General features: G+C 62.6%; 24 protein-coding genes and 1 pseudogene. 6 read left to right on the top strand and 19 right to left on the bottom strand.

The features are described from left to right. Nucleotides 1–85 precede the first annotated feature (85 nt). A complete protein-coding gene (locus tag FYB76_RS02860) occupies nucleotides 86–2407 on the top strand; it encodes an SLC26A/SulP transporter family protein (RefSeq protein WP_154132630.1) in 2322 nt (773 codons plus the stop codon). Here FYB76_RS02860 and FYB76_RS02855 read toward each other — a convergent pair. After that, nucleotides 2401–3315 (bottom strand): S9 family peptidase, encoded by a 915-nt coding sequence (locus tag FYB76_RS02855; protein ID WP_154132629.1) that lies wholly within the window; start codon nucleotides 3313–3315, stop codon nucleotides 2401–2403. The two genes, FYB76_RS02860 and FYB76_RS02855, sit on opposite strands and share 7 nt — an antisense overlap. 151 nt (nucleotides 3316–3466) lie before the next feature. On the opposite strand from FYB76_RS02855, the gene FYB76_RS02850 reads away from it, so the two are divergent. Together FYB76_RS02850 and FYB76_RS02845 are read left to right on the top strand one after the other, a co-directional pair. Next, nucleotides 3467–3928: a hypothetical protein gene (locus FYB76_RS02850; RefSeq protein ID WP_088757303.1), complete on the top strand. Its 462-nt coding sequence runs from the start codon at nucleotides 3467–3469 to the stop codon at nucleotides 3926–3928. Between the two features lie 33 nt (nucleotides 3929–3961). After that, nucleotides 3962–4336: a DUF423 domain-containing protein gene (locus FYB76_RS02845; protein ID WP_088757302.1), complete on the top strand. Its 375-nt coding sequence runs from the start codon at nucleotides 3962–3964 to the stop codon at nucleotides 4334–4336. A gap of 72 nt (nucleotides 4337–4408) precedes the next feature. Here FYB76_RS02845 and FYB76_RS02840 read toward each other — a convergent pair whose 3' ends face one another. Genes FYB76_RS02840 through FYB76_RS02825 form a run of 4 tightly spaced genes read right to left on the bottom strand, consistent with a single transcriptional unit; the run spans nucleotide 4409 to nucleotide 8154 of the window. Beyond that, nucleotides 4409–5098, bottom strand: coding sequence for a methyl-accepting chemotaxis protein (locus FYB76_RS02840; protein ID WP_088757301.1), 690 nt, complete (start codon nucleotides 5096–5098; stop codon nucleotides 4409–4411). A gap of 56 nt (nucleotides 5099–5154) precedes the next feature. Next, the gene (locus FYB76_RS02835) at nucleotides 5155–5967 is read right to left on the bottom strand and encodes an ABC transporter ATP-binding protein (protein ID WP_088757300.1); all 813 of its coding nucleotides are present in this window, start codon (nucleotides 5965–5967) and stop codon (nucleotides 5155–5157) included. A 13-nt stretch (nucleotides 5968–5980) separates the two neighbouring features. After that, nucleotides 5981–6922, bottom strand: a complete 942-nt coding sequence (gene ntrB, locus FYB76_RS02830) for a nitrate ABC transporter permease (RefSeq protein WP_088757354.1) — start codon at nucleotides 6920–6922, stop codon at nucleotides 5981–5983. 59 nt (nucleotides 6923–6981) lie between these two features. Further along, nucleotides 6982–8154: a CmpA/NrtA family ABC transporter substrate-binding protein gene (locus FYB76_RS02825; protein WP_187697730.1), complete on the bottom strand. Its 1173-nt coding sequence runs from the start codon at nucleotides 8152–8154 to the stop codon at nucleotides 6982–6984. A gap of 651 nt (nucleotides 8155–8805) precedes the next feature. Between FYB76_RS02825 and FYB76_RS02820 the strand changes: the two genes are divergently transcribed. Then, nucleotides 8806–8964 (top strand): DUF3309 family protein, encoded by a 159-nt coding sequence (locus tag FYB76_RS02820; RefSeq protein ID WP_039788823.1) that lies wholly within the window; start codon nucleotides 8806–8808, stop codon nucleotides 8962–8964. 226 nt (nucleotides 8965–9190) lie between these two features. After that, a complete protein-coding gene (locus FYB76_RS02815) occupies nucleotides 9191–9583 on the top strand; it encodes a hypothetical protein (RefSeq protein WP_229296858.1) in 393 nt (130 codons plus the stop codon). 122 nt (nucleotides 9584–9705) lie between these two features. Here the strand turns inward: FYB76_RS02815 and FYB76_RS02810 are convergent, their stop codons facing one another. The 13 genes from FYB76_RS02810 to FYB76_RS02750 form a co-directional block, all read right to left on the bottom strand. After that, nucleotides 9706–9921, bottom strand: a complete 216-nt coding sequence (locus tag FYB76_RS02810) for a glycine zipper 2TM domain-containing protein (RefSeq protein WP_008326509.1) — start codon at nucleotides 9919–9921, stop codon at nucleotides 9706–9708. 44 nt (nucleotides 9922–9965) lie between these two features. Then, the gene (locus FYB76_RS02805) at nucleotides 9966–10331 is read right to left on the bottom strand and encodes a hypothetical protein (RefSeq protein WP_141107042.1); all 366 of its coding nucleotides are present in this window, start codon (nucleotides 10329–10331) and stop codon (nucleotides 9966–9968) included. Nucleotides 10332–10600: 269 nt separating this feature from the next. Then, nucleotides 10601–10771 carry a CsbD family protein gene (locus FYB76_RS02800; RefSeq protein WP_034338233.1) on the bottom strand — a complete coding sequence of 57 codons (171 nt, stop codon included), beginning with the start codon at nucleotides 10769–10771 and terminating at the stop codon, nucleotides 10601–10603. Nucleotides 10772–11060: 289 nt separating this feature from the next. Then, nucleotides 11061–13094 carry a PAS domain-containing protein gene (locus FYB76_RS02795; RefSeq protein WP_154132628.1) on the bottom strand — a complete coding sequence of 678 codons (2034 nt, stop codon included), beginning with the start codon at nucleotides 13092–13094 and terminating at the stop codon, nucleotides 11061–11063. A 163-nt stretch (nucleotides 13095–13257) separates the two neighbouring features. Further along, the gene (locus tag FYB76_RS02790) at nucleotides 13258–13752 is read right to left on the bottom strand and encodes a response regulator (protein WP_229296857.1); all 495 of its coding nucleotides are present in this window, start codon (nucleotides 13750–13752) and stop codon (nucleotides 13258–13260) included. 80 nt (nucleotides 13753–13832) lie between these two features. Continuing rightward, nucleotides 13833–14462, bottom strand: a complete 630-nt coding sequence (locus FYB76_RS02785) for a response regulator transcription factor (RefSeq protein WP_006464715.1) — start codon at nucleotides 14460–14462, stop codon at nucleotides 13833–13835. 346 nt (nucleotides 14463–14808) lie between these two features. Further along, on the bottom strand, nucleotides 14809–15138 hold the full coding sequence (locus FYB76_RS02780) for a BON domain-containing protein (protein ID WP_008326489.1): 330 nt from the start codon (nucleotides 15136–15138) through the stop codon (nucleotides 14809–14811). Between the two features lie 132 nt (nucleotides 15139–15270). Next, complete coding sequence (locus FYB76_RS02775) at nucleotides 15271–15648, bottom strand: cell envelope biogenesis protein TolA (RefSeq protein WP_088757294.1); 378 nt, start codon at nucleotides 15646–15648, stop codon at nucleotides 15271–15273. Between the two features lie 178 nt (nucleotides 15649–15826). After that, nucleotides 15827–16039 (bottom strand): CsbD family protein, encoded by a 213-nt coding sequence (locus FYB76_RS02770; protein ID WP_058894511.1) that lies wholly within the window; start codon nucleotides 16037–16039, stop codon nucleotides 15827–15829. Between the two features lie 73 nt (nucleotides 16040–16112). Then, nucleotides 16113–16676 carry a ferritin-like domain-containing protein gene (locus FYB76_RS02765; protein ID WP_088757293.1) on the bottom strand — a complete coding sequence of 188 codons (564 nt, stop codon included), beginning with the start codon at nucleotides 16674–16676 and terminating at the stop codon, nucleotides 16113–16115. 120 nt (nucleotides 16677–16796) lie between these two features. Then, entirely contained in the window at nucleotides 16797–17111 is a 315-nt protein-coding gene (locus FYB76_RS02760; RefSeq protein WP_088757292.1) for a YqjD family protein, read from the bottom strand. Nucleotides 17112–17517: 406 nt separating this feature from the next. Beyond that, complete coding sequence (locus tag FYB76_RS02755) at nucleotides 17518–17700, bottom strand: hypothetical protein (RefSeq protein WP_088757291.1); 183 nt, start codon at nucleotides 17698–17700, stop codon at nucleotides 17518–17520. A 38-nt stretch (nucleotides 17701–17738) separates the two neighbouring features. After that, nucleotides 17739–17936 (bottom strand): CsbD family protein, encoded by a 198-nt coding sequence (locus tag FYB76_RS02750; RefSeq protein WP_034338209.1) that lies wholly within the window; start codon nucleotides 17934–17936, stop codon nucleotides 17739–17741. Nucleotides 17937–18537: 601 nt separating this feature from the next. On the opposite strand from FYB76_RS02750, the gene FYB76_RS02745 reads away from it, so the two are divergent. Next, the gene (locus FYB76_RS02745; protein WP_088757289.1) at nucleotides 18538–19002 is read left to right on the top strand and encodes a PA2169 family four-helix-bundle protein; all 465 of its coding nucleotides are present in this window, start codon (nucleotides 18538–18540) and stop codon (nucleotides 19000–19002) included. A gap of 123 nt (nucleotides 19003–19125) precedes the next feature. On the opposite strand, the pseudogene FYB76_RS02740 reads toward FYB76_RS02745, so the two are convergent. Further along, a pseudogene (locus FYB76_RS02740) lies at nucleotides 19126–19388 on the bottom strand (ABC transporter ATP-binding protein); the annotation flags it as partial.

Raw genomic sequence — 19388 nt, 5'->3', positions numbered from 1 at the left:
CCGCCCCTTGTTGTAATTCTGTCATTTTCGTGTGATAGATTGGCATTCATCATTGGCAATATCCGGACACCAGCGACCCTGCGGCATGGACCGCAGCGGCGCCCGTCCGGTATCGCGCGCGGGGGCGCGCGGCAAGACGCCAGACAACAAGAACGGCCGGCACGTGCGCGGCCATATCGATGGGGGTACAGGCATGCCGCACAAACGCGCAGCCTTCGGGGAAGGTCATCTGATGCCGCAATCCAGTCCGCTCACCCGCTTGCGCCACTGCCTGGGCAGCCTGCCGGCAGCCTGCGTGGTGGCACTGGTGTCGGTGAGCTATGCAGTGAGCTACGCCGTCATGATTTTCGGGGGCAGTGGCGATGGCCTCCTGCAGGCGGGCTTGCCGCTCATGTTCATCACCAGCGTGCTCTGCCTGCTGGTGATCTGCTTCACCAGTTCGTTGCCCTTCATGCTGGGCGGCGCCGACTCCAATTCGGTGGGCCTGCTCTCGCTGATGGTCGGCGGCATCAGCGCCACCATGCAACGTGCCCAACTTTCCCCGGCCGAGATCCTGGCCACGGTCACCACCGCCATCACCATGAGCAGCCTGCTGGTGGGTCTGGTGCTGATGCTGCTGGGCGCGCTGCGGCGGGGCAACCTGGTGCTGTTCGTCCCCTTCCCGGTGATCGGCGGTTTCCTCGCCGGCACCGGCTACCTGCTGTGGACCGGGGCCTTCACGGTGCTGACCGGACATCCCCTGGGCCTGGATGCCTTGGGCGCCGGCATTGAGCTGCACTGGCAGGAACTGCTGCCGGTGGCCATCGTGGTGGTCGGCATGCTGGGCCTGCCGGGACGCAAGTTCGAGCATCCGCTGGCCCTGCCGGCCTCGCTGGCGCTGGCCAGTGCCGCCTTCTACGCCGCCCTGGCCGCCAGCGGCATCTCGCTGGCCCAGGCGCGTGCTTTTGGCTGGATGTTCGCGCCGCTGAGCCCCGGGCATGTGCAGCTGCCGGTGCAAGTCTCCTGGTCGCTGGTGCACTGGGACATCCTGTGGCGCCACTACGGCGAACTGCTGGCGCTCATTGCCGTGACCACACTGGCCATCCTGCTCAATGCCACCGGGGTAAGCCTGGCCACGCGGCGCGAGGTCGATTTCAACCGCGAGCTGCGCAGCGCCGGCCTGGCCAACATGCTCAGCGGGCTGTTCGGCGGCGTGGTCGGCTGTCATTCGCTCTCGCGCACGCTGCTGAACTACCGCTTCGGCTCGCGCGACCGCATCGCCACGCTGTTGGCAGCGTTGCTCTGCCTGGTGTTTGCACTTTTCTTCATCCCGCTGCTGGCCTATTTCCCCAAGCCGGTCCTGGCCGGCCTGCTCATCGGCCTGGGTGGCGGATTGCTCAATGAATGGCTGGTGCGCAGCCGCCGCCTGGCGCGCGGAGACTATTTCCTGATCGTGCTGATCGTGGCAGTGGTGGCCTGCTACGGCTTCGTCACCGGCGTAGCGCTGGGCGTGGTGGTGGCCTGCGTCCTGTTCGTGCTGGACTATGGCCGGGTATCCTGCGTGAAGATGGAATTCACCGGTGCCACGCTGCACTCCAAGCTCGAGCGCAGCGCCGCCGCCCAGGCCGAACTCAAGCAGCTGGGCCAGCGCGTCTTCGGCATGCGCCTGCAGGGTTTCCTGTTCTTTGGCAGCGCCAACCAGATCGTGCATCGGGTGCGCGAACAACTGCAGTCGCCGCGCCAGTTCATCATCATCGACTTCCGCCACGTCCAGGGCCTGGATGCATCGACCTCGCAGAGCTTCGTCAAGCTGGCGCAGGTGTGCGAGCACTACAAGGTGACCCTGATCCTGACCGGCATCAGCGAAGCGATCCGCCGCCCCATCGCACGCGCCGCCTTCCCCGGCCAGGCCCCGCGCGAGTTCGCCGATCTCGACCTGGCACTGGAATGGGTAGAAGACCAGTTGCTGCAACACGCCGCAGGCGACCAGTCGCGCGATGCCCTGCACACCAGCCTGGCCGAGCATTTCGATGCGCGCGAACTGGCCGCCCTGCTGGCGCGCATGGAGAAGGTGGAACTGGCCGCCGGCACGATGCTCTTTCGCAAGGGTGATGCGGGTGATTCGATGTATTTCATCGACGAGGGGCTGGTCAGCATCTCGTTACCCCTGGAAGGAGGCGGCCGCATGCGTTTGCGCTCCTTCGGCAGTGCCACCATCGTGGGCGAGATGGCGCTCTACCGCGGCCAGCGGCGCACCGCCGACGTGGTCACCGATCGTCCCACGCGCGCCTGGCAACTGACGCGGGCCAACCTGCGCCAGCTGGAGCAGGACGACCCGGCCACGGCCCTGCGGCTGCATGCGTATGTGGTCAAGGTCATTGCCAGCCGGCTGGAATCGACCAATGAGGCGTATCGGCTGGCTTATTGAGCCGCACGCGGTGCCGGCAGGCCGAGCTTGTCGAGGAACTCGCCGACGATGGGCTCCCAGATCTCGGGGCCCCGGGCAAAGAGCGTATGCCCGTTCTGGGCGAAGGGCGGCAGGAGCCGATAGTCCGCCTTGCCGCCGGCCTTGACGAAGGCCTCGTGCCACGCCTTGCTGTAGGTCGGGGCGAAGTAGAGGTCGTTCTCGGTATAGATCCACAACATGGGTATCTTCGCGGCCTGGCCAAAGCGGGTGTACATCTCTTCCAGCCGCTGGGGTGCGCAGGGATTGCCGGGACGTTTTTCCGGATCGCCGCCGGAGCCGCCGGCAAAATTGATTGCACCCACGACCCCTTCGGGATTGCGCGCGGAAGTGGCCACCGTGAGGTAGCCACCCACCGACTGACCCACCAGCAGCACGCGCTTGGCATCGACATACGGCTGCTGCCTGGCGTAATCCAGCACAGCCAGGATTTCGGTGCTGCCGGCCTCGGCCATGGGCGCGTAATCCTTGCTGGCGCAACTGCCGCTGTCCTCAGGATCGAACTGCGTCATGTAGGCGCCGTAGCCGATGCGGGTCGGCTCGAAGACGGCAAAGCCGCGCGAGACGAAGTAGCGTACCTGCCTGGTGAAGCGAAAACGCGGCGGATCCTGGCGATTGGTGGGACTGCGTCCGTGACTGAGGATGACCACCGGGAAAGGCCCCGGTCCGGCCGGCTTGAACTGGGTGATGACGACCTTGCCGCTCTCTTGCCGGCCATACATGTCCTTGACGCTCACGTCGATGCTGCTGACCGATTCGTTGATGTCCAGCGCCAGCTGCTGGGTGCGTCCCGCGAGGGGAACGAGGAGAAGGCCGCACAGGCCCAATGCCGGCAGCAGCCTGCCGAAGGCGGAGAAAGAGAATTGGCGCATGGAATTTTTATGATGAAAGCCGGGCAGCCCGGAGCGCATAAGCTACCGCCATTGCGCTCTGCCAGGCAACCGCTTTGGCACGTCCACGGCCGCTGCCCTGCGCCACAGCGATCCTATATACTGCTGCCTTCCCCCGACTCCCGCAGCCACCATGTCCGAGCAAGCCCCCGAACCGATCTTCCCCGATGATGCCGTCGCCGGCGCCGAGACCATTCCCGCGCCACGCCGCTGGATCGTCCTGCAGAACGTGCAGGAAGTGGAGACCTGGATCGACACCTACAACCGCGAACTGCAAGCCGTGGTCTTCCGTCACAAGATGAACACCGTCAACGCCGGCCAGGGCATCTGCTTCACGCTGGAGCTGGGGGGCGAGATCCATCTGCACACCACGCCCGAAGGCCAGATCCTGCTGGACGTGAGCGAGGAAGCCGCATGGGCCGCCCCGGTCATCAGCGCTGCCGCCAATGTGCCCGCCCCCGCCGGCAGCGTATGGGTGCTGCCCCCGGATACCCTGACGCAACTGATCCTGGGATTGTCGGGCCTGATCGCTACCTCCCAGTTCGTATTGCGGCATGAGTATCGGCTGGGCAAGGGCATGCGCCCGACTTATTGAATCGCTGATGACCGCTGACCGAGAACGAGACCGATGAAAGAACGCACCCTGATCGCCGCCGGCGCGCTGAACATGTTCGTGGCCGTGGGCTGTGGCGCCTTCGGCGCGCATGGTTTGAAGAAAATGATTTCCGAAGAGATGCTGGCGATCTGGCACACCGCCGTGACCTACCAGGTCATGCATGCGCTGGGCATGATTGCCATCGCGCTGCTCATGCCACGCATGGCCGGGGCCGCCCTGCACTGGGCCGGCCGGCTGATGCTGGCGGGCATCGTCATCTTCAGCGGCAGCCTCTACCTGCTGGCCCTGACCGGCACGCGCATCCTGGGCGCCATCACGCCGTTCGGCGGCGTGGCCTTCCTCGCTGCTTGGCTGCTGGTGGCATGGGCAGCGTTGAAGAACCGGTGAGCAGCATTAAGCAAGATTAAATGCTCGGCAAAAGAGCATTAAACGCAGATGAATGGCGCCAGGAAGGCGAGTTCAGGCGGCCGCACCGCTCAAGGCCTCCTTGACCAGTTCATCGATTTCACCGGTGATGTTGGAAAGCACACCGGCCACCACCGAAAATTCCCGGCCCGCCTGTCCTGACCGGGCCGCCACGATACGGGCATTGAAGGCCACCATCTTGGCTTCGCGCGCAATGGTTTCGATATCGGTCATGATGCCGCGCAACTGTTCGCGCATGAGCCGCGCATGCTTCCTGGACTGCGCTTCGTAGACCGCCGTGATCTCGTTCAACACGGCCAGGAGCGGCGTGGTTTCCTGCACCAGTTGTTCCAGCAGGGCCGGACCGGTCTTGAGCTTGTCCTCGATGGCATTGAGCGCACGTTGCGCCAGCTCGGCAAAACTGGTGATGCGGGCATCGCCCCGGCTGCGTCCGAAATAGACCTCTTCCAGCTCCGGACAGAAGACGCCGGGCAAATCCCCGGAGCGCTTGAGCAAGGCCGCATGGGCACTGCGAAACAAGCCCAGCGCCTCGCGCGCGGTGGCACACGCGCCCTGCTGGCCCTGTGCGGCCAGCACCGCGTACAGCACCAGGCGCTGCGAGGTGAAACGGCGGCGGCCCGAGAGATTGATCAGGGCACCAAACACTTCGCCCGAGAGCGGAACGACTCCGGATGCCTCCTCCCCTTGAACCGGGGCCTCTTCGATGACAGCCAGGCTGCTCATGGACTTCTCCTTCAATGGCATTGGACGGGTGGCCTTGGCATTCCCTTAATGCAGACTCAAGCCGCCTCCCGTGCCGGATGCGCCTGCTTGCGATACAGGAACTCCAGCACCGCCGTGCGATAGGCACCATACTGCGCATCCTGCGCCAGCGTGACACGGTCACGCGGACGCGGCAGCTTCACTTCCACGACCTCACCGATGGTGGCGGCCGGTCCGTTGGTCATCATCACGATCCGGTCCGACAGCAGCACTGCCTCATCCACATCGTGGGTCACCATCACCACCGTGGATTCGGTCTTGGCAACGATCTTCAACAGCTCATCCTGCAGGTGCGCGCGCGTCAACGCATCGAGGGCACCAAAGGGTTCATCCATCAGCAAGACCTTGGGCTCCATCGCCAACGCGCGGGCAATGCCAACGCGCTGCTTCATGCCGCCGGAGATTTCATTGGGCCGCTTGGCCTCGGCGGCGGTCAGCCCCACCAGCGCCAGCGCGGCACGCGTGCGGTCACGCAGCTGGGTGCGATTCTCGGTGGCGCCGAAGACGCGCTCCACGCCGAGATAGATGTTTTCGTAGCAGGTCAGCCAGGGCAGCAGCGAGTGGTTCTGGAACACGACTGCGCGCTCCGGGGCCGGGCCGCCGATTTCGCGATTGGCACACAGCAGCACGCCCTCGCTGGGCTTGAGCAGACCCGCGATCAGGTTCAGCAAGGTCGACTTGCCGCAGCCGGAGTGCCCGATCAAGGTCACGAACTCGCCCTTGGCCACCGTCAGGTTGATCTCGCGCAGTGCATGGAAGACGCCCTTCTTGGTGTGGAACACCATCTCCACGCCGTGGATGTCGATGAACTTGCCGTTGATGTTGTCCATGATCCTGCCCTCCTCAGTTGTTGACCTGTTCGTAGGTAAACGCCTTGGCCAGCGCCACCAGCAATTGCTCCAGCACCAGCCCCACCACCCCGATGACGACGATGGCGATGATGATGTGCGGCACGTTCAGGTTGTTCCATTCATCCCAGACCCAGAAGCCGATACCGACGCCACCGGTGAGCATCTCGGCAGCCACGATCACCAGCCACGCAGTCCCGATGGAAAGACGTACGCCTGTCAGCATGTAAGGCAACACCGAAGGGAACAGGATCTTGGTCAGCACCTTCCACTCGGACAGGTTCAACACCCGCGCCACGTTCATGTAATCCTGCGGCACGCGCTGCACACCAACGGCCGTGTTGATGATCATCGGCCAGATCGAGCAGATGAAGATCGACCAGATCGCCGCCGGATTGGCCGACTTGAAGACCAGCAAACCAATGGGCAGCCAGGCCAGCGGCGAGACCGGACGCAGCAGGCTGATGATGGGGCCGAACATGCGCGAAAGGAATTCCACGCGGCCGATCGCAAAGCCCAGCGGGATGCCCACCAGCGCGGCCAGTCCGAAGCCCATGCCGACCCGTTGCAGCGAGGCCAGCACGTTCCAGCCTATGCCCTGGTCATTGGGACTGTTGCGGTAGAAGGGATCGGAAAACATCACGCCCGCTTCCTTCAGGGTCACCCATGGCGTGGGGAAACTGGCGGTCTTCAAGGCGATGATCTGCCAGACCAGCACCAGCAGCGCCACCCCCAGCAGTGGCGGCACCACGCGCATGAAGAGCCCGCCCGCGATGATCTTCTTGCGCAGGCTGCGTGTCTTCACGCTGCCGGCAGCGCTGGCCGCAGGCGCCACCTGCGCTTCGTTGGCGGCGGCGGCACGCAGCGGCTCGCTGGCCGCAGGCACGCCGGCCGGCTTGGCGTTGTCACCCATGATGCTTTCTGCGACTGCACTCATCATCTTCCCCTTGCTCTATGCACTTCACCTTGATGGACACGGCACCTGGCCGCACCCGCTCACACCTTGATCTTGAACGACTGCGCGTAGGCCGCCGGATTCTTGCCATCCCACACCGTGCCATCCATGAGCTTGGAACTGCGCATGACATCCTTGGGCAAGGGCGTCTTGGTCATCGCGGCTGCGTCCTTGTAGAGATCGATCTGGTTGACCGACTTGGCCACGGCCAGGTAATCCGGATCGCTCTTCAACAGGCCCCAGCGGCGGTGCTGGGTCATGAACCACATGCCGTCGGAGAGGAAGGGGAAGTTGACCTGGCCTTCGTCGTAAAACTTCATGTAGTTGGGATCGTCCCAGGTCTTGCCCAGGCCGTTCTGGTAGCGCCCGAGGATGCGCTGGTCGATCACGTCCTTGCTGGTGTTCACATAGGATTTGTCGGCGATCACCTCGGCCATCTTGTTCTTGTTGGCCAGCGAGGCATCGATCCACTTGCTGGCTTCCAGGATGGCGGCCATCATCGCGCGACAGGTATTGGGGTATTTCTGCACGAACTCCAGCGAGGTGCCCAGCACCTTCTCGGGATGGTCCTTCCAGATGTCCTGGGTGGTGATGGCGGTGATGCCCACGCCGTCGACGATGGCGCGATGGCCCCAGGGTTCGCCCACGCAGAAGCCATCCATGTTGCCCACCCGCATGTTGGCCACCATCTGCGGCGGCGGCACCGTGATGACCTTGGCATCCTTCATCGGGTTGATGCCGTTGGCGGCCAGCCAGTAATACAGCCACATGGCGTGCGTGCCCGTCGGGAAAGTCTGTGCGAAGGTGTATTCGCGCTTCTCGGCCTGCATCAGCTTGGCCAGCGACGCGCCATCGACGGCGCCCTTGTCGGCCAGTTTCCTGGACAGGGTGATGGCCTGCCCGTTGTGGTTCAGGCCCATCAGCACGGCCATGTCCTTCTTCTGGCCGCCGATGCCCATCTGCACGCCGTAGATCAGGCCATACAGCACGTGGGCCGCATCCAGTTCACCGTTGGTGAGCTTGTCGCGCACACCGGCCCAGGAGGCTTCCTTGCTGGGGACGATCTTGATGCCGTACTTCTTGTCGAAGCCCATCACCGAAGCCATCACCACCGAGGCGCAATCGGTCAGGGGGATGAAGCCGATCTTGACCTCTTCCTTCTCCGGCTTGTCGGAACCGGCCGCCCAGGCGCCGCCCGGGGCCAGCCCCAGCATGCCGCTGCCGGCAGCCAGTGCCGCGCCCTGCAGGAGGGTGCGGCGACGTCCGTCTACACCATCGGCTGCCTTGACGGCGCTGTCCTGTACGACTGGCGTGCCGCTCTCCAGCGCGCCTGCCTTGCCTGCCTGACCTTTGGATTCCATAGCACTGTTCCCCTTGCGTTGCGATTTGAAGAAAGCCCAAACGAAAAAAAGGCGTGTTCCGACATGGATGCCCATACCGGAAGACGCCTTTGTCCTGGACGGCGCGACCGCCATTGGCCACACCTTCACATTGCTTGCGCATTGCTGCGCTTGTGACGAGGATTCAGCAAAGAGCGTGCCAGAACCTCATCCTCGCTCGCAAAGCCGCGCAGGGACTGCACTTGCGGGAGAAAGGTCAGCCCGCCCTACGGGCCCTTGGAGGTGGCACGGCGCGATCAAATCGGGCGTGGCCCGCACTTCGATTGTGCCTTGCACCAAGTTGGCAGCGATTTGTCAGGGACGCGCGGCCACCTACTCGCGCTTGCCGGATTTTCCTACAGCACATTGCGAGGGCCGCTGATCGTGCGCCGGACGGGCCCGCCCTAAGATGGGCCCAGCTTCACGAATCAACCGGCGCTTGCACCCTGGCGGGCAAGAACGAACTCAATAACAAAGGAGAAATCCATGACCCTCGGCACCATCCTGCTCATCGTCCTGATCCTGATCCTGCTCGGCGTCATCCCGGCCTGGCCGCACAGCCGCAGCTGGGGCTATGGTCCCAGCGGCATCGCTGGCACCATCGTCATCATCCTGCTGATCCTGCTGCTGCTTGGCAAGATATAAGGCGGGGCGGCCGCTGGCATCTTCGATCCGGCGGCCAAGCCCCTCCTTTCTGACGCTCCCTTCCCTCCCGCAAGCCTGATAACATCCGGTGGCGGACGGGAAAACGGCGCGGACGGTGCCTGTCACCGTCCGCGCCGTTTGCTTGTGCAGGCTGCATCATCCCCTGTGGGGGCAGGCTCACGCACACGGCTCTCCCGCACCCGTAACGTGAAGAGGCTGACATCAGATGAACAATAAATTCCTCGCTTCTCCCCTGCCCGCTCTCCTGGCGGCCTTCGCCATCCTGTCTGCCGGCACCGTGCACGCTGCTGAAGAAGATGTCAGCAAGGCCGATCCGCAGCGCTGGTACCAGGAAGACAACAGCCCCAAGGGCCGACTGCAGAACCTCAACAAGGAAACCGCAGCGGCCTATGCCGAAGCGCTGCAGGCCTGCAAAAGCATGAAAGGGAAGGACGCTGCGGCATGCCGCCAGCAGGCGGCACAAGCCAGGTCGCAGGATGCGGCACGCGCGCAGCGCATCTTCAAGGACTACCAGGGTGACGCTCCCGCCGCTGCACCCGCCAGGAAGGGCACACGCAAGCCGCCACACAAGCACGGCGCCATGCCCGCTGCCAAATAAGCTGACCCGCATCCCGCCCTCAATGCAACAACGCCGCGACAGGTCATTCCCGTCGCGGCGTTGTTGATGGGTGCTGCGCCTCACCACGAGGCGCAGTGCCAGGCGATCAGCCGATCAGCAAATTACTTGCCGACCTGGTTGCCGATCACGCCACCGACAGCGGCACCACCGACGGTCCCGATGGCGCTGCCACCAGTGAGGACGGCACCACCGACAGCACCGGCACCTGCGCCGATGGCGGTGTTCTTGTCTTGCTGGGTCATGCCGCTGCAGCCGGTCAAGGCGGCAAAGGCACAGATGGCTACCGAGGTCACTGCCAGTTTTTGCATGGTCTTCATGATGACTCCTTCCTCTTGATCGAATGGTTGGATACGCCCGGCGCTCAGGTCGACGGACGCATGATCACGCGCGGTGGCTTGGACTGTGCGTGATCACGATAAACCGGTGCGCTGGGCGCAGCCTTGGCTTGGTCGCGTTGCGCCACCTGGCCCTGGCCGTCGGCACGTGCGCCAAACAGCAGCACGGCATTCTGCAGGGACTTGGAGCGCTTGCTCTGGGCCATGTCCATGTAGCGGAATTTCTTCTGCCCCAGCTTGTGCAGGCGCGCTGCATCAACCGGCATGTGACGGTCCATCGTGGAAGCCGACCAGCGCGCGGCGCTGTCGACGGCTTGTGAAGTTTCTGCGAAAGCGTGAGAGGCGAAAGCCGAGGCGGCTGCCAGCATGCAAATACCGACTGTTTTTTTCATGGTCTGCCCTTTCAGGGGTCCCTTCTGGCGGTGAGCTGAAAATTTCATGCGGCAAACCGAGAACTCTTTTTGATTTCCCGGCTCTACCAGCACCATGACGACATGGTCGCGGAAATTGCTGCATCACAAAATCAGCCATTTCCGATTCTGGCGTAGGCGTTTTCCTACACGGCTGAGCTTCGGCCTGCGCCAGTGGTAGCCAGCAATCGCCGCAGCGATGCAAAAACGACCACCAACGCAGTCCTGCCTCTGACGGCACGCAGTCCGGATTAGTCCTTGGCGGCTTCCTTGGCGTCACCATAGGTCTTCTGGACGTTGCCTTCGACCTGCTTGGCGGCGCCCTTGACCTGCTGGCTGGTGTTGCCGGTCAGCTCACCGGTCTTCTCCTGCACCTTGCCTGCGACTTCCTTCAAGCTGCCCTTGATCTGATCCTTGTTCATGATGGCTCCTTTGCGTTGTTCGTCTGTGGGTTACCCGGCGCAGAGGTCCGCTCCTTGCCGGTCCCGCCACCCTGGCCTCCCGTTCGGGCGGTGAGTGACGATGAATCCATGGTACCGATGAGCCTCTTGGCCCGACATAAGAGAGTCGCCCTTTCACGCGTAGGAAAAAACGAAAAATCGTGCCGGAAAAACGCTCTTGCAAACAAGCTCACCAAAACGCAGAAAGCCGCCCTGGGGGCGGCTTTCGTGGATGATGACGGGTACTTGAAACAGCCGTGCAGCCGCGATCTCAGGCGTCGCTGGCAGCCAGCTCCGGGCGTATCGGCAGGCTGATGCTGATGAGGGCACCCTTGCCCGGCGTGGAACGGATATCGACCTCCCCGCCAAAGAACGTGGCGCGCTCGCGCAAGCCGCGCAGGCCGTAGGTCTTGTGGTTGTCACGCCGCTCTTCGGGAATGCCCACGCCATCATCGCGTACGGTCAGGGCCACGTGGTCCTCATCGACGTCGAGAATGACATCGACCTTGCTGGCCTTGGCGTGCTTGGTCACGTTGTTGAGCATTTCCTGCAGCATGCGGTAGATGGCAATTTCCATCTCGTGGCCCACATCGACGTCTTCATCGGGCAGGCTGGCATGGCAGGCGATGCCGGTGCGTTCGTGCAGCTCATCGAGCTGTTCCGAGATCGCTGCCTTCAGGCCGAACAGGTCCAGCGTATTGGGTCGCAGCTCGGTCTGGATGCGGCGCGTGGTGGCCACCAGCGACTTCATCAGGCCCTGCATGCGCACCTTGCGGTCGGCCCACTTTTCATCCTGCGGCAGGATCTGGTAGACCCCTTCCAGATGCATCGACAGGGCTGTGAGCGAGGCGCCCATGTTGTCGTGCAGCTCGCGGGCGATGGCACGCTTTTCTTCCTCCCGCACCGTTTCCAGGTGGTTGGTCAGTTCGCGCAACAGCGCAGTACGTTCGATGACGGTCTTTTCCAGCCGGCTCTCGCGCTCGCGCAATTCATCCTCGGCCTGCTTGCGCTCGGTGATGTCGGTACTGATCCCGATGACCCCCTGCACACTGCCATCCTTGCCGAACCAGGGCACCTTGGCGGTCTGGAAGGTGACCACGCCTTCGGGCAGGTGCAGGGTCTGTTCCAGTTTCTCCGGCTTGCCCGAGGCCATCACGCGGCGATCGTCGCGGTCCACCGTATCGGCCTCTTCCTCGACCAGGAACAGCTCGCGGCTGGAGCGGTACATGGTCTCTTCCCAGGTCTTGCCGAGCTTGTGCAGGGTCGCCGGGTTGGCAAAGATCATCAGGCCCTGGCGGTTCTTCACGAAGATCGGGTCGCTCGTGCTTTCGCTCACGGCATTGAGCAGCGCACTGGTCTCGGCCAGCTTCTGGGCGTTACGCGTGCGTTCGCCGTATTCGCTGTCGAGCCGGCTGGCCGACCCCCAGAAGATGAAGAGCACGATCACGCCGTTGATCAGCGTCAAGGTCGGCAGCACCAGTTCCGGCAGGATCCAGCCATGCGTCATGCCCCAGTTCAGCAGCAGGCTGAACGCCAGCAGCAGGAACAGGGTCTGCGGCAGCAGATGGCGCAGCATCTGGCCACCGGGGGCCATGCGCAGGATCACCGCCATGAGCGGATGAGACGGACGCGCCATGAGCAAGGCCGCGCCCAGCAGTGCAAACACCAGGGACGACAGCAGCGAGATCGGCAGCGGGAAATCGAGATAGATGAACTGGCTCACGTCATACAAGTAGCCCACCAGCGGAATGGCCGACAGGCCCATGAGCGTGAAGGCCAGGTACTCGGCGGGATAGTAGCCGCCCAGCAAGCGCCAGTCATGCAGCAGCAAGGCCAGCGCCATCAGGACGAAGCCCACCGACAGCAAGGGCGGAATGGCCAGCGGCGAGATCGGATTGGCGCCATCCAGCGGCAGCCAGCGCAGTGTGAGCATCATTGCATGGACGAGCGAGGCCACGCCCAGCACCAGCAACAGCAGCGCCAGCCCGGCGGCCAGCTTGCGCACCGACGCGCGGCGCGCGCCCGAATGCATGCAGCGCAGGTAGAGCGCTGACGCACCCAGGATGAAGCCACCGGCCGTCACTTCGCGCACGGCCAGCAGGCCCGAAAGCAGGCGACGGTATTCCGCGCCCAACAGGCCTGTCACGAGCACCACCACACCCAGCAGGATCACCGCCATGGACAGTCCCATGGCCAGCGTCACCATGCTGCTGTAATGCGCGTGGGACGCGGCAAAATACTCTACCGATGCGCTGTTCTGGAGATCGGCGGAGGACGGACGAAGGCCGTCATTGTTCTTCTGCATCGTCGGAAATCCCTTGCTCTAGTGCGATCCGTGCCACGCACCGGCCATCGCTGGCGGCCCGCTTGCCTTGATCGGTTCTCATTGTCTTTCTTCATCCGTGCCGCGCCGAATTGCCCTGGCGGCAGGATGTTGGGCTGCGCGAATTATGCAGCAAAAAGAGGCATCAAAGTCCCCCCGCCTGGGCCGGGCCCTGCGGCGAATTGTTGCTCGAAGAGGTACGGCCAAACTTGCCCGCCCGCTGTGCTGCCAATTCCTCCAGCAGGTCGCACAGCAGCGGCAGTTCGGAAGATTTGTCGAAGAAGTGCTGGACCCCGCATTGCACTCCCACGCGCCGATAGGTCGGGCTGACGTGATTGCTGAAGACCACCTTGACCTCGCTCTGGCGCCGCGTATTGGATCGTGCCAACGACTGCAGCAGGCTCATGCCGTTACCCTGCTTGAGCTGGATATCGAGGATCAGGACGTCATAGCTGTTCTGCTGCAAATCGCGCAGGGCTTCCAGCTCGGTCTCGGCATAGCCCACCAGGCGCACGCCGGCAATCTCCGCCAGGCTCTCCACGATCAGGTCCCGCACGTCCTCCGAATCCTCCACCAGGAAGATCCGCAAGGGCGTCCCGTCGCTCTCGCGCTGGGGCCTGCTGTTGAGAATGTCATCCATGATGCGCCGTACCACTCTTCCCTGCCTGCCGACCGGCCTCATCGACCTGTCGGTGGCATATCTGCCCGGGGTGCCAGGCCTCAGTCGATCAGGTTGTTCTTGATCGCGTAATAAATGATGTCCGCGTTGTTGGTCATGCTCATCTTCTGCAGCACGCGCGAACGATAGGTACTGACCGTCTTGACCGACAGGCACAGCTCGTCAGCGATCTGCGTCACGCCCTGGCCCTGGCCCAGCTTGTAGAAGATTTCGTACTCGCGCTGCGAGAGCGTCTCATGCAGCGGCTTCTCGGAATCCACCGGCTCGCTGGTGAGCAGTTCGGCCACACCGTAGCTGATGTACTTGTGCCCGCGCAGGATGGTGTTGATGGCGTTGACCAGCTCGGTCGCCAGCGCTTCCTTCTGCACGTAGCCGGAGGCGCCGCTGCGCAGCACCTGCACCGCATAGCGGCTTTCGGGGTGCATCGACAGCATCAGCACCGGCAATTCGGGTTTTTCCCGCTTGATCTGCTTGAGGACCTCCACGCCACTCTTGTCGGGCATGGCGATATCGAGCAGGACGATATCCCAATCCTGGGTACGCACCAGGCGAATGGCTTCTTCGGCCGTGCTGGCCTCGCCGCCGATTTCCATCGACGGGATTTCCGAAATGAAGTGGTGCACACCTGCCCGTACGACCGCGTGGTCATCGACTACAAGTATTTTTGTCATGGCATTTTTGAGCGGTGAATTGTAACTTCAGCGCCGTGGGCGCTGCTTGGACCTGTTTTATGTTTGTACTCGATTCTGCACCGGGTGCAACACATGATTCCGTACAGCAATCTGTACCATCATGCATGCGCGAGTTCCGGTGATCATCGCTGCCTCCCTGTCCTGGCAGACCGGCGGCCTGCCCCTGCCCGGCAGCAACGGGTTCCAACTATACCTGACAGGCCCTGACCTGTCTTCTTGCGAAACGCACCGGATCGTCTCGATGCGCTTTGCAAGCGGCAAATCCACAAGCAGGCAAAGCGCGGACCGGTCAACAGACCGGACACGCGCTTGCAAGTTCCGCGCTTTACTGCTTCAAGCGCAGGTCATTACGCACCGAGACCACGCCCTTGACGCCACGGGCCAGTTCGGTAGCACGGGCAGCCGAGGTGGAGCTGGAGACGAAACCGGACAGCTGGACCACGCCCTTGTAGGTTTCGACGTTGATTTCCGCGGACTTCAGGTTCGGCTCGTTGAAGATGGCGGCCTTCACCTTGGTGGTGATGACGGCATCATCGACGTATTCGCCGGTGCCTTCCTTGCCCGGGCTGGATGCGCAGCCCACCAGGGAAACCATGAACAGGGCCAGGAAGAAACCGAGGAAACGCTTGGTCAGGGACATTTTGGTCAGCGACATGATGAAACTCCTTTGAGTTGTGTTGCGCAATCGGGTGACTGCGACAGGAACGGGATAAAGATATTGAATCTTGATCGTCCCGGGCCGCAGGCCCGGGTGCGAATCAGTTGCGCTCAATCGCGCCGGACAGGATTACTTCCCGTACTTGGCCTTGGCATTGGCCACGCACTTGTCCTTGGCGTCGCCGCTCATGGCGTCGCACTTTTCCTTGGCGACGTCATAGTTGGCGTCGTTCTTGTCCTTCATGGCGTCCTTGTCGGCTTCCACGCCCTTGCGCTTGGCCTTGGCGTCAGCGACGGCCGATTCGTGTGCGGCCTTGGCTTCCTTCTCGCAGACGTCCTTGTCGTTGCCCTTCAAAGGACCGCACTTCTTCTTGGCAGTCTTGTAGTCGGCATCAGCCTTGGCCTTGTCGGCCTTGTACTGGGCCGCTGCCGGGTCGGCTGCGAAGACTGCGCCATGCATGCCGATAGCGGCTGCGCCGAAGATCATGGTTGCGATGATTTTTTTCATTGTGTCCTTCCTCATGGTTTGCTTGGGTTGCGGCCTGGGGCCGTATTCTTATGCAGGCCGGCATGGTGACCGGCCTGCGTCCTGCACTTTACACTCACACTCACACACTCCAACTCCTGCTGCTCCCGCCACCTGGACTGCGCCCGGCGGCGGGATTGCGCCTGTGCATCAGGGATGCTTACTGGCGCCAATCCTTGTTGCGGTCTTCCCAGTCGCGGATCTGCTTTTCGGCTTCGTCCTTGCTCACGCCGTAAGCTTCCTGCACGCGGCCGGCCAGTTGGTCACGCTTGCCGGCGATGACGTCGAGATCGTCATCGGTCAGCTTGCCCCACTGTTCCTTGGCCTTGCCCTTGAATTGCTTCCAGTTGCCTTCAACGATGTCCCAGTTCATGTCGATCTCCTTGTGACGGTGGGGGAAAGAATTCCCGGAATGATGTGCTGCTCCAGTGGCTCGCTGCCCGGGCTTACAGGCCCAGCAGGTCGCTCATGTCGTCGGCGTGTTCCTCTTCCTGCGCCATGATCTGGATCAGCAGGTGCTTGGTGGTCGGATCGTCATCGCCGATGCGTTCGATCATCTGGCGATAGGCTTCGATGGCCACACGCTCTTCCACCAGGTTGGCGCGGATCATGTCCTTGATGTCCTCGGACTCGTCGTACTGCGCATGGCTGCGCTCGGCGATGGTCTTCGGGTTGAAATCCGGCTCGCCATTGAGCTGCACGATGCGCTCGGCAATCTGGTCGGCGTGGCTCTGTTCTTCCTGCGCGTGCGCCAGGAACTCGCCCTTGATCGCTTCCACATTCAGGCCCTTGGCGGTGTAGTAGTGGCGCTTGTAGCGCATCACGCACAGCAGCTCGGTGGCCAGCGCATCGTTCAACATCGCCACGACTTCCTCGCGGTTGCCGCGATAGCCTTCGGTGACGGCACCGTCATCAATCTTCTTGGCGGCGGCGCGGATGGCATCCTTGTCGAGGTGGAAGCCCTGCTTGTTCTTGACGTCGGTCTTCGGTGGATTCTTGGTCATGGTCATTCCTTCTCTCCGGTTTCTTGACTAATGCGCTGCGGTCTGTCTGGCAGCCGCGCGCCTGGCTGGATCCGGCCTTACCCTAGGGCAGTACCGGGTTCCGGGAAAATGCTTGTGCTTTTGTGCTTAGTAGCGGTCAGCGCTGCGGCCCACGGCCAGGCCGACCAGCAGGCCGATACCGGTGCCGATGGCAATGGCGCGCCACGGATTGGACTGCACGTAATCGTCGGTGCTGGTGACGATCTGGCGGCCCGTTTCGACCACGGCAGCCTGGGCATCCTGGGCGGTGTTGAGTGCCTGCTCCAGCAAGTCCTGGGCACCGGCGCGCAGGTCGTCGGCCTTCTTGCCGGTGGCGCTGGCGGCCTCGGCGAACATGTCCTGGGCTTGCTGCAGCAGGGATTGCACGTCGGTACGGGCGGTCTTGAATTTGTTGGCTTGCATGCTTGGCCTCCTGGTATACGTTGCGGTTTGATCGGGGCGGCGGACTTGTTCCGGCCACCCGGGGTGAGGCGTGCTCACGTGTTGCTCACATCAGGTACTGCAGCACGATCAGCATCAGCACCGGCACACCCAGAAGCCATCCGAGTACGAGCTTGTCCATGATCTCCTCCCTTGTTCTTGGTCGTGCCGGGCGGTTGCGGACTGACTCGACGCAAATTCCGGCGCCTTCGTTGATGCTGTCCTGCTGCGTTCAATTTCCGTGCTGCTCTCGCCATCTCTGCTTGCTGCTCTCACCTGCTTGCTTCAGCGAGTCAGGAGCAAGATACCGGTGCCTTGTCGCGCTTTGTATCGGCGCCAGACCGATTGCCGTGTAGGACAAAGGCCCACCGGCCACCGTTGCCGCCGCTCACCGAACCCGGCGTTGCGCAACGCTGCGGGCGCTGCCGCCCTCATCTTCCCAACGCTGCAGGGCGATGTCCTGCTGGCGCTGGTCGCGGCGCTGCGCCTGGCGAGCCAGCATGCGCAGGCTGGCGCCGACGGCCACACCGGCGATGCCGGCGGCCCATAACAATGTCTTTCCGAAACTCATCAATGCTCTCCTTCGGTTTGCGTCGCAGCGGCGGCGCCTTACAGCGAACCTGCACGCTGGCGCAGGGAGCGCTTGATCAGGTCCTGCGCTTCGCCGACGGCGTGCATGATGCGACCGTCCATCTGGCGGCGCTGTGCCGCACGCTGCAGCTGCACGTTGCCCAGCACCGATCCCACGCTTTCCTGGAACTTGCCGAGGGCAAAGTTGAACTGGCCGGTGATCGTCTTCTTGTTCATGATGCGGTTCCTCGTCGTCAAGGGTTCAACATGGATTGAAAGGAGCGGTGCAGGTCTTGCGTAGACATGTCCGCGATCCGCCGCAGCGTTTTTTGCTGCCTGTGTGACCGTGAACACCATGGGAAAAATGATAGCGAGCGCCTACTGTTCTGCTCTATAGGACGGCGGCCAATTGTTTTGTAGGACAAACCGGAAAGCCTTGTCGGCATTGGTATGGCGGCGGATGAGGCAATCTTTACGGTGGGCCTTGAGGCACGAAAAAGCGCGGCCGTTTCCTACACCGGCTTGCGTTGCCGTCCGATGGAGTCAAGCACGCCGGGCTCCTAGGATGGAACTGTGCAACGACGGTCCTGCTTCTGCTGGTCGGCTGATCCAGGCTGATCTGTCCGGGAGGCGACTGTTGACCATTCACCCTATACCGACAAGGAGAACATCATGGGCAAGTATTTCCTGGCATGGCTGTGCGGCGTTCCGGCGTTTCTGCTGGTGCTGATCTATTTCTTCTTCCATTGAGGCATTGACCAACCCGCTGCCGCCCCGGATGTCCTGCCGGACAGCGCGTGCGGCAAGCCCAAAGAACGCAAAAAGAAAGGAAGGCAACATGAACAATGACCACCTGATTTCCACCCTCAACGACCTGATCCAGATCTCCATCGATGGCGAAAAGGGCTTCCGTGCCTGTGCCGATGATGCACAGGAGCGCTACATTCCCTACAAGGAAACCTTCATGCTGCGCGCCACCGAGTGTGCGCAGGCAGCACTGGACCTGCAGGACCTGGTGCAGCGCCTGGGCGGCGAACCGGCCAGCCACAGCACCCTGGGCGGCACCCTGCATCGCCAGTGGGTCAACCTCAAGAGCGCCATCACCGGGCGCGATGACGAAAGCATCCTGGAAGAATGCGAACGCGGCGAGGATGCCGCCGTCAATGCCTATCGCAAGGCACTGAGCGAAGACCTGCCGACCGACATCCGCCTGGTCATCGAACGCCAGTACCAAGGCGTGCTGGCCAACCATGACAAGGTGCGCAGCTTGCGCAATGAGGTGCGGGCACGCAAGACTGCCTGAGGTCACGCGTGATGCATGCTTGGTCATCGCATGCGGATGACGTAAAAAAAACGCAGCCAAGGCTGCGTTTTTTCGTCGATACATCACAAATGATTTATATCATTTACGAATTACCGGCTCGGCTTACCCCTCACCCAGATAAGCCGCCTTCACCCGCGGATCATCCAGCATCTGCTGCGCCTGCCCTTCCATGGTGATCAGGCCCGACTCCATCACATAACCGCGATGCGCCGCCTGCAGTGCCAGCTTGGCGTTCTGTTCCACCAGCAGGATGGTGATCCCCTGCGCCGACACGTTGCGGATCACTTCAAAGATCTTCTCCACCATGATCGGCGACAGGCCCATCGACGGTTCATCCAGCAGCAACAGCTTGGGATGGCTCATCA

The sequence above is a fragment of the Herbaspirillum sp. CAH-3 genome (assembly GCF_009668275.1).
In the GTDB taxonomy this organism is placed as follows: domain Bacteria; phylum Pseudomonadota; class Gammaproteobacteria; order Burkholderiales; family Burkholderiaceae_D; genus Herbaspirillum; species Herbaspirillum aquaticum.
This window is presented reverse-complemented; position numbering and strand designations above follow the sequence as displayed.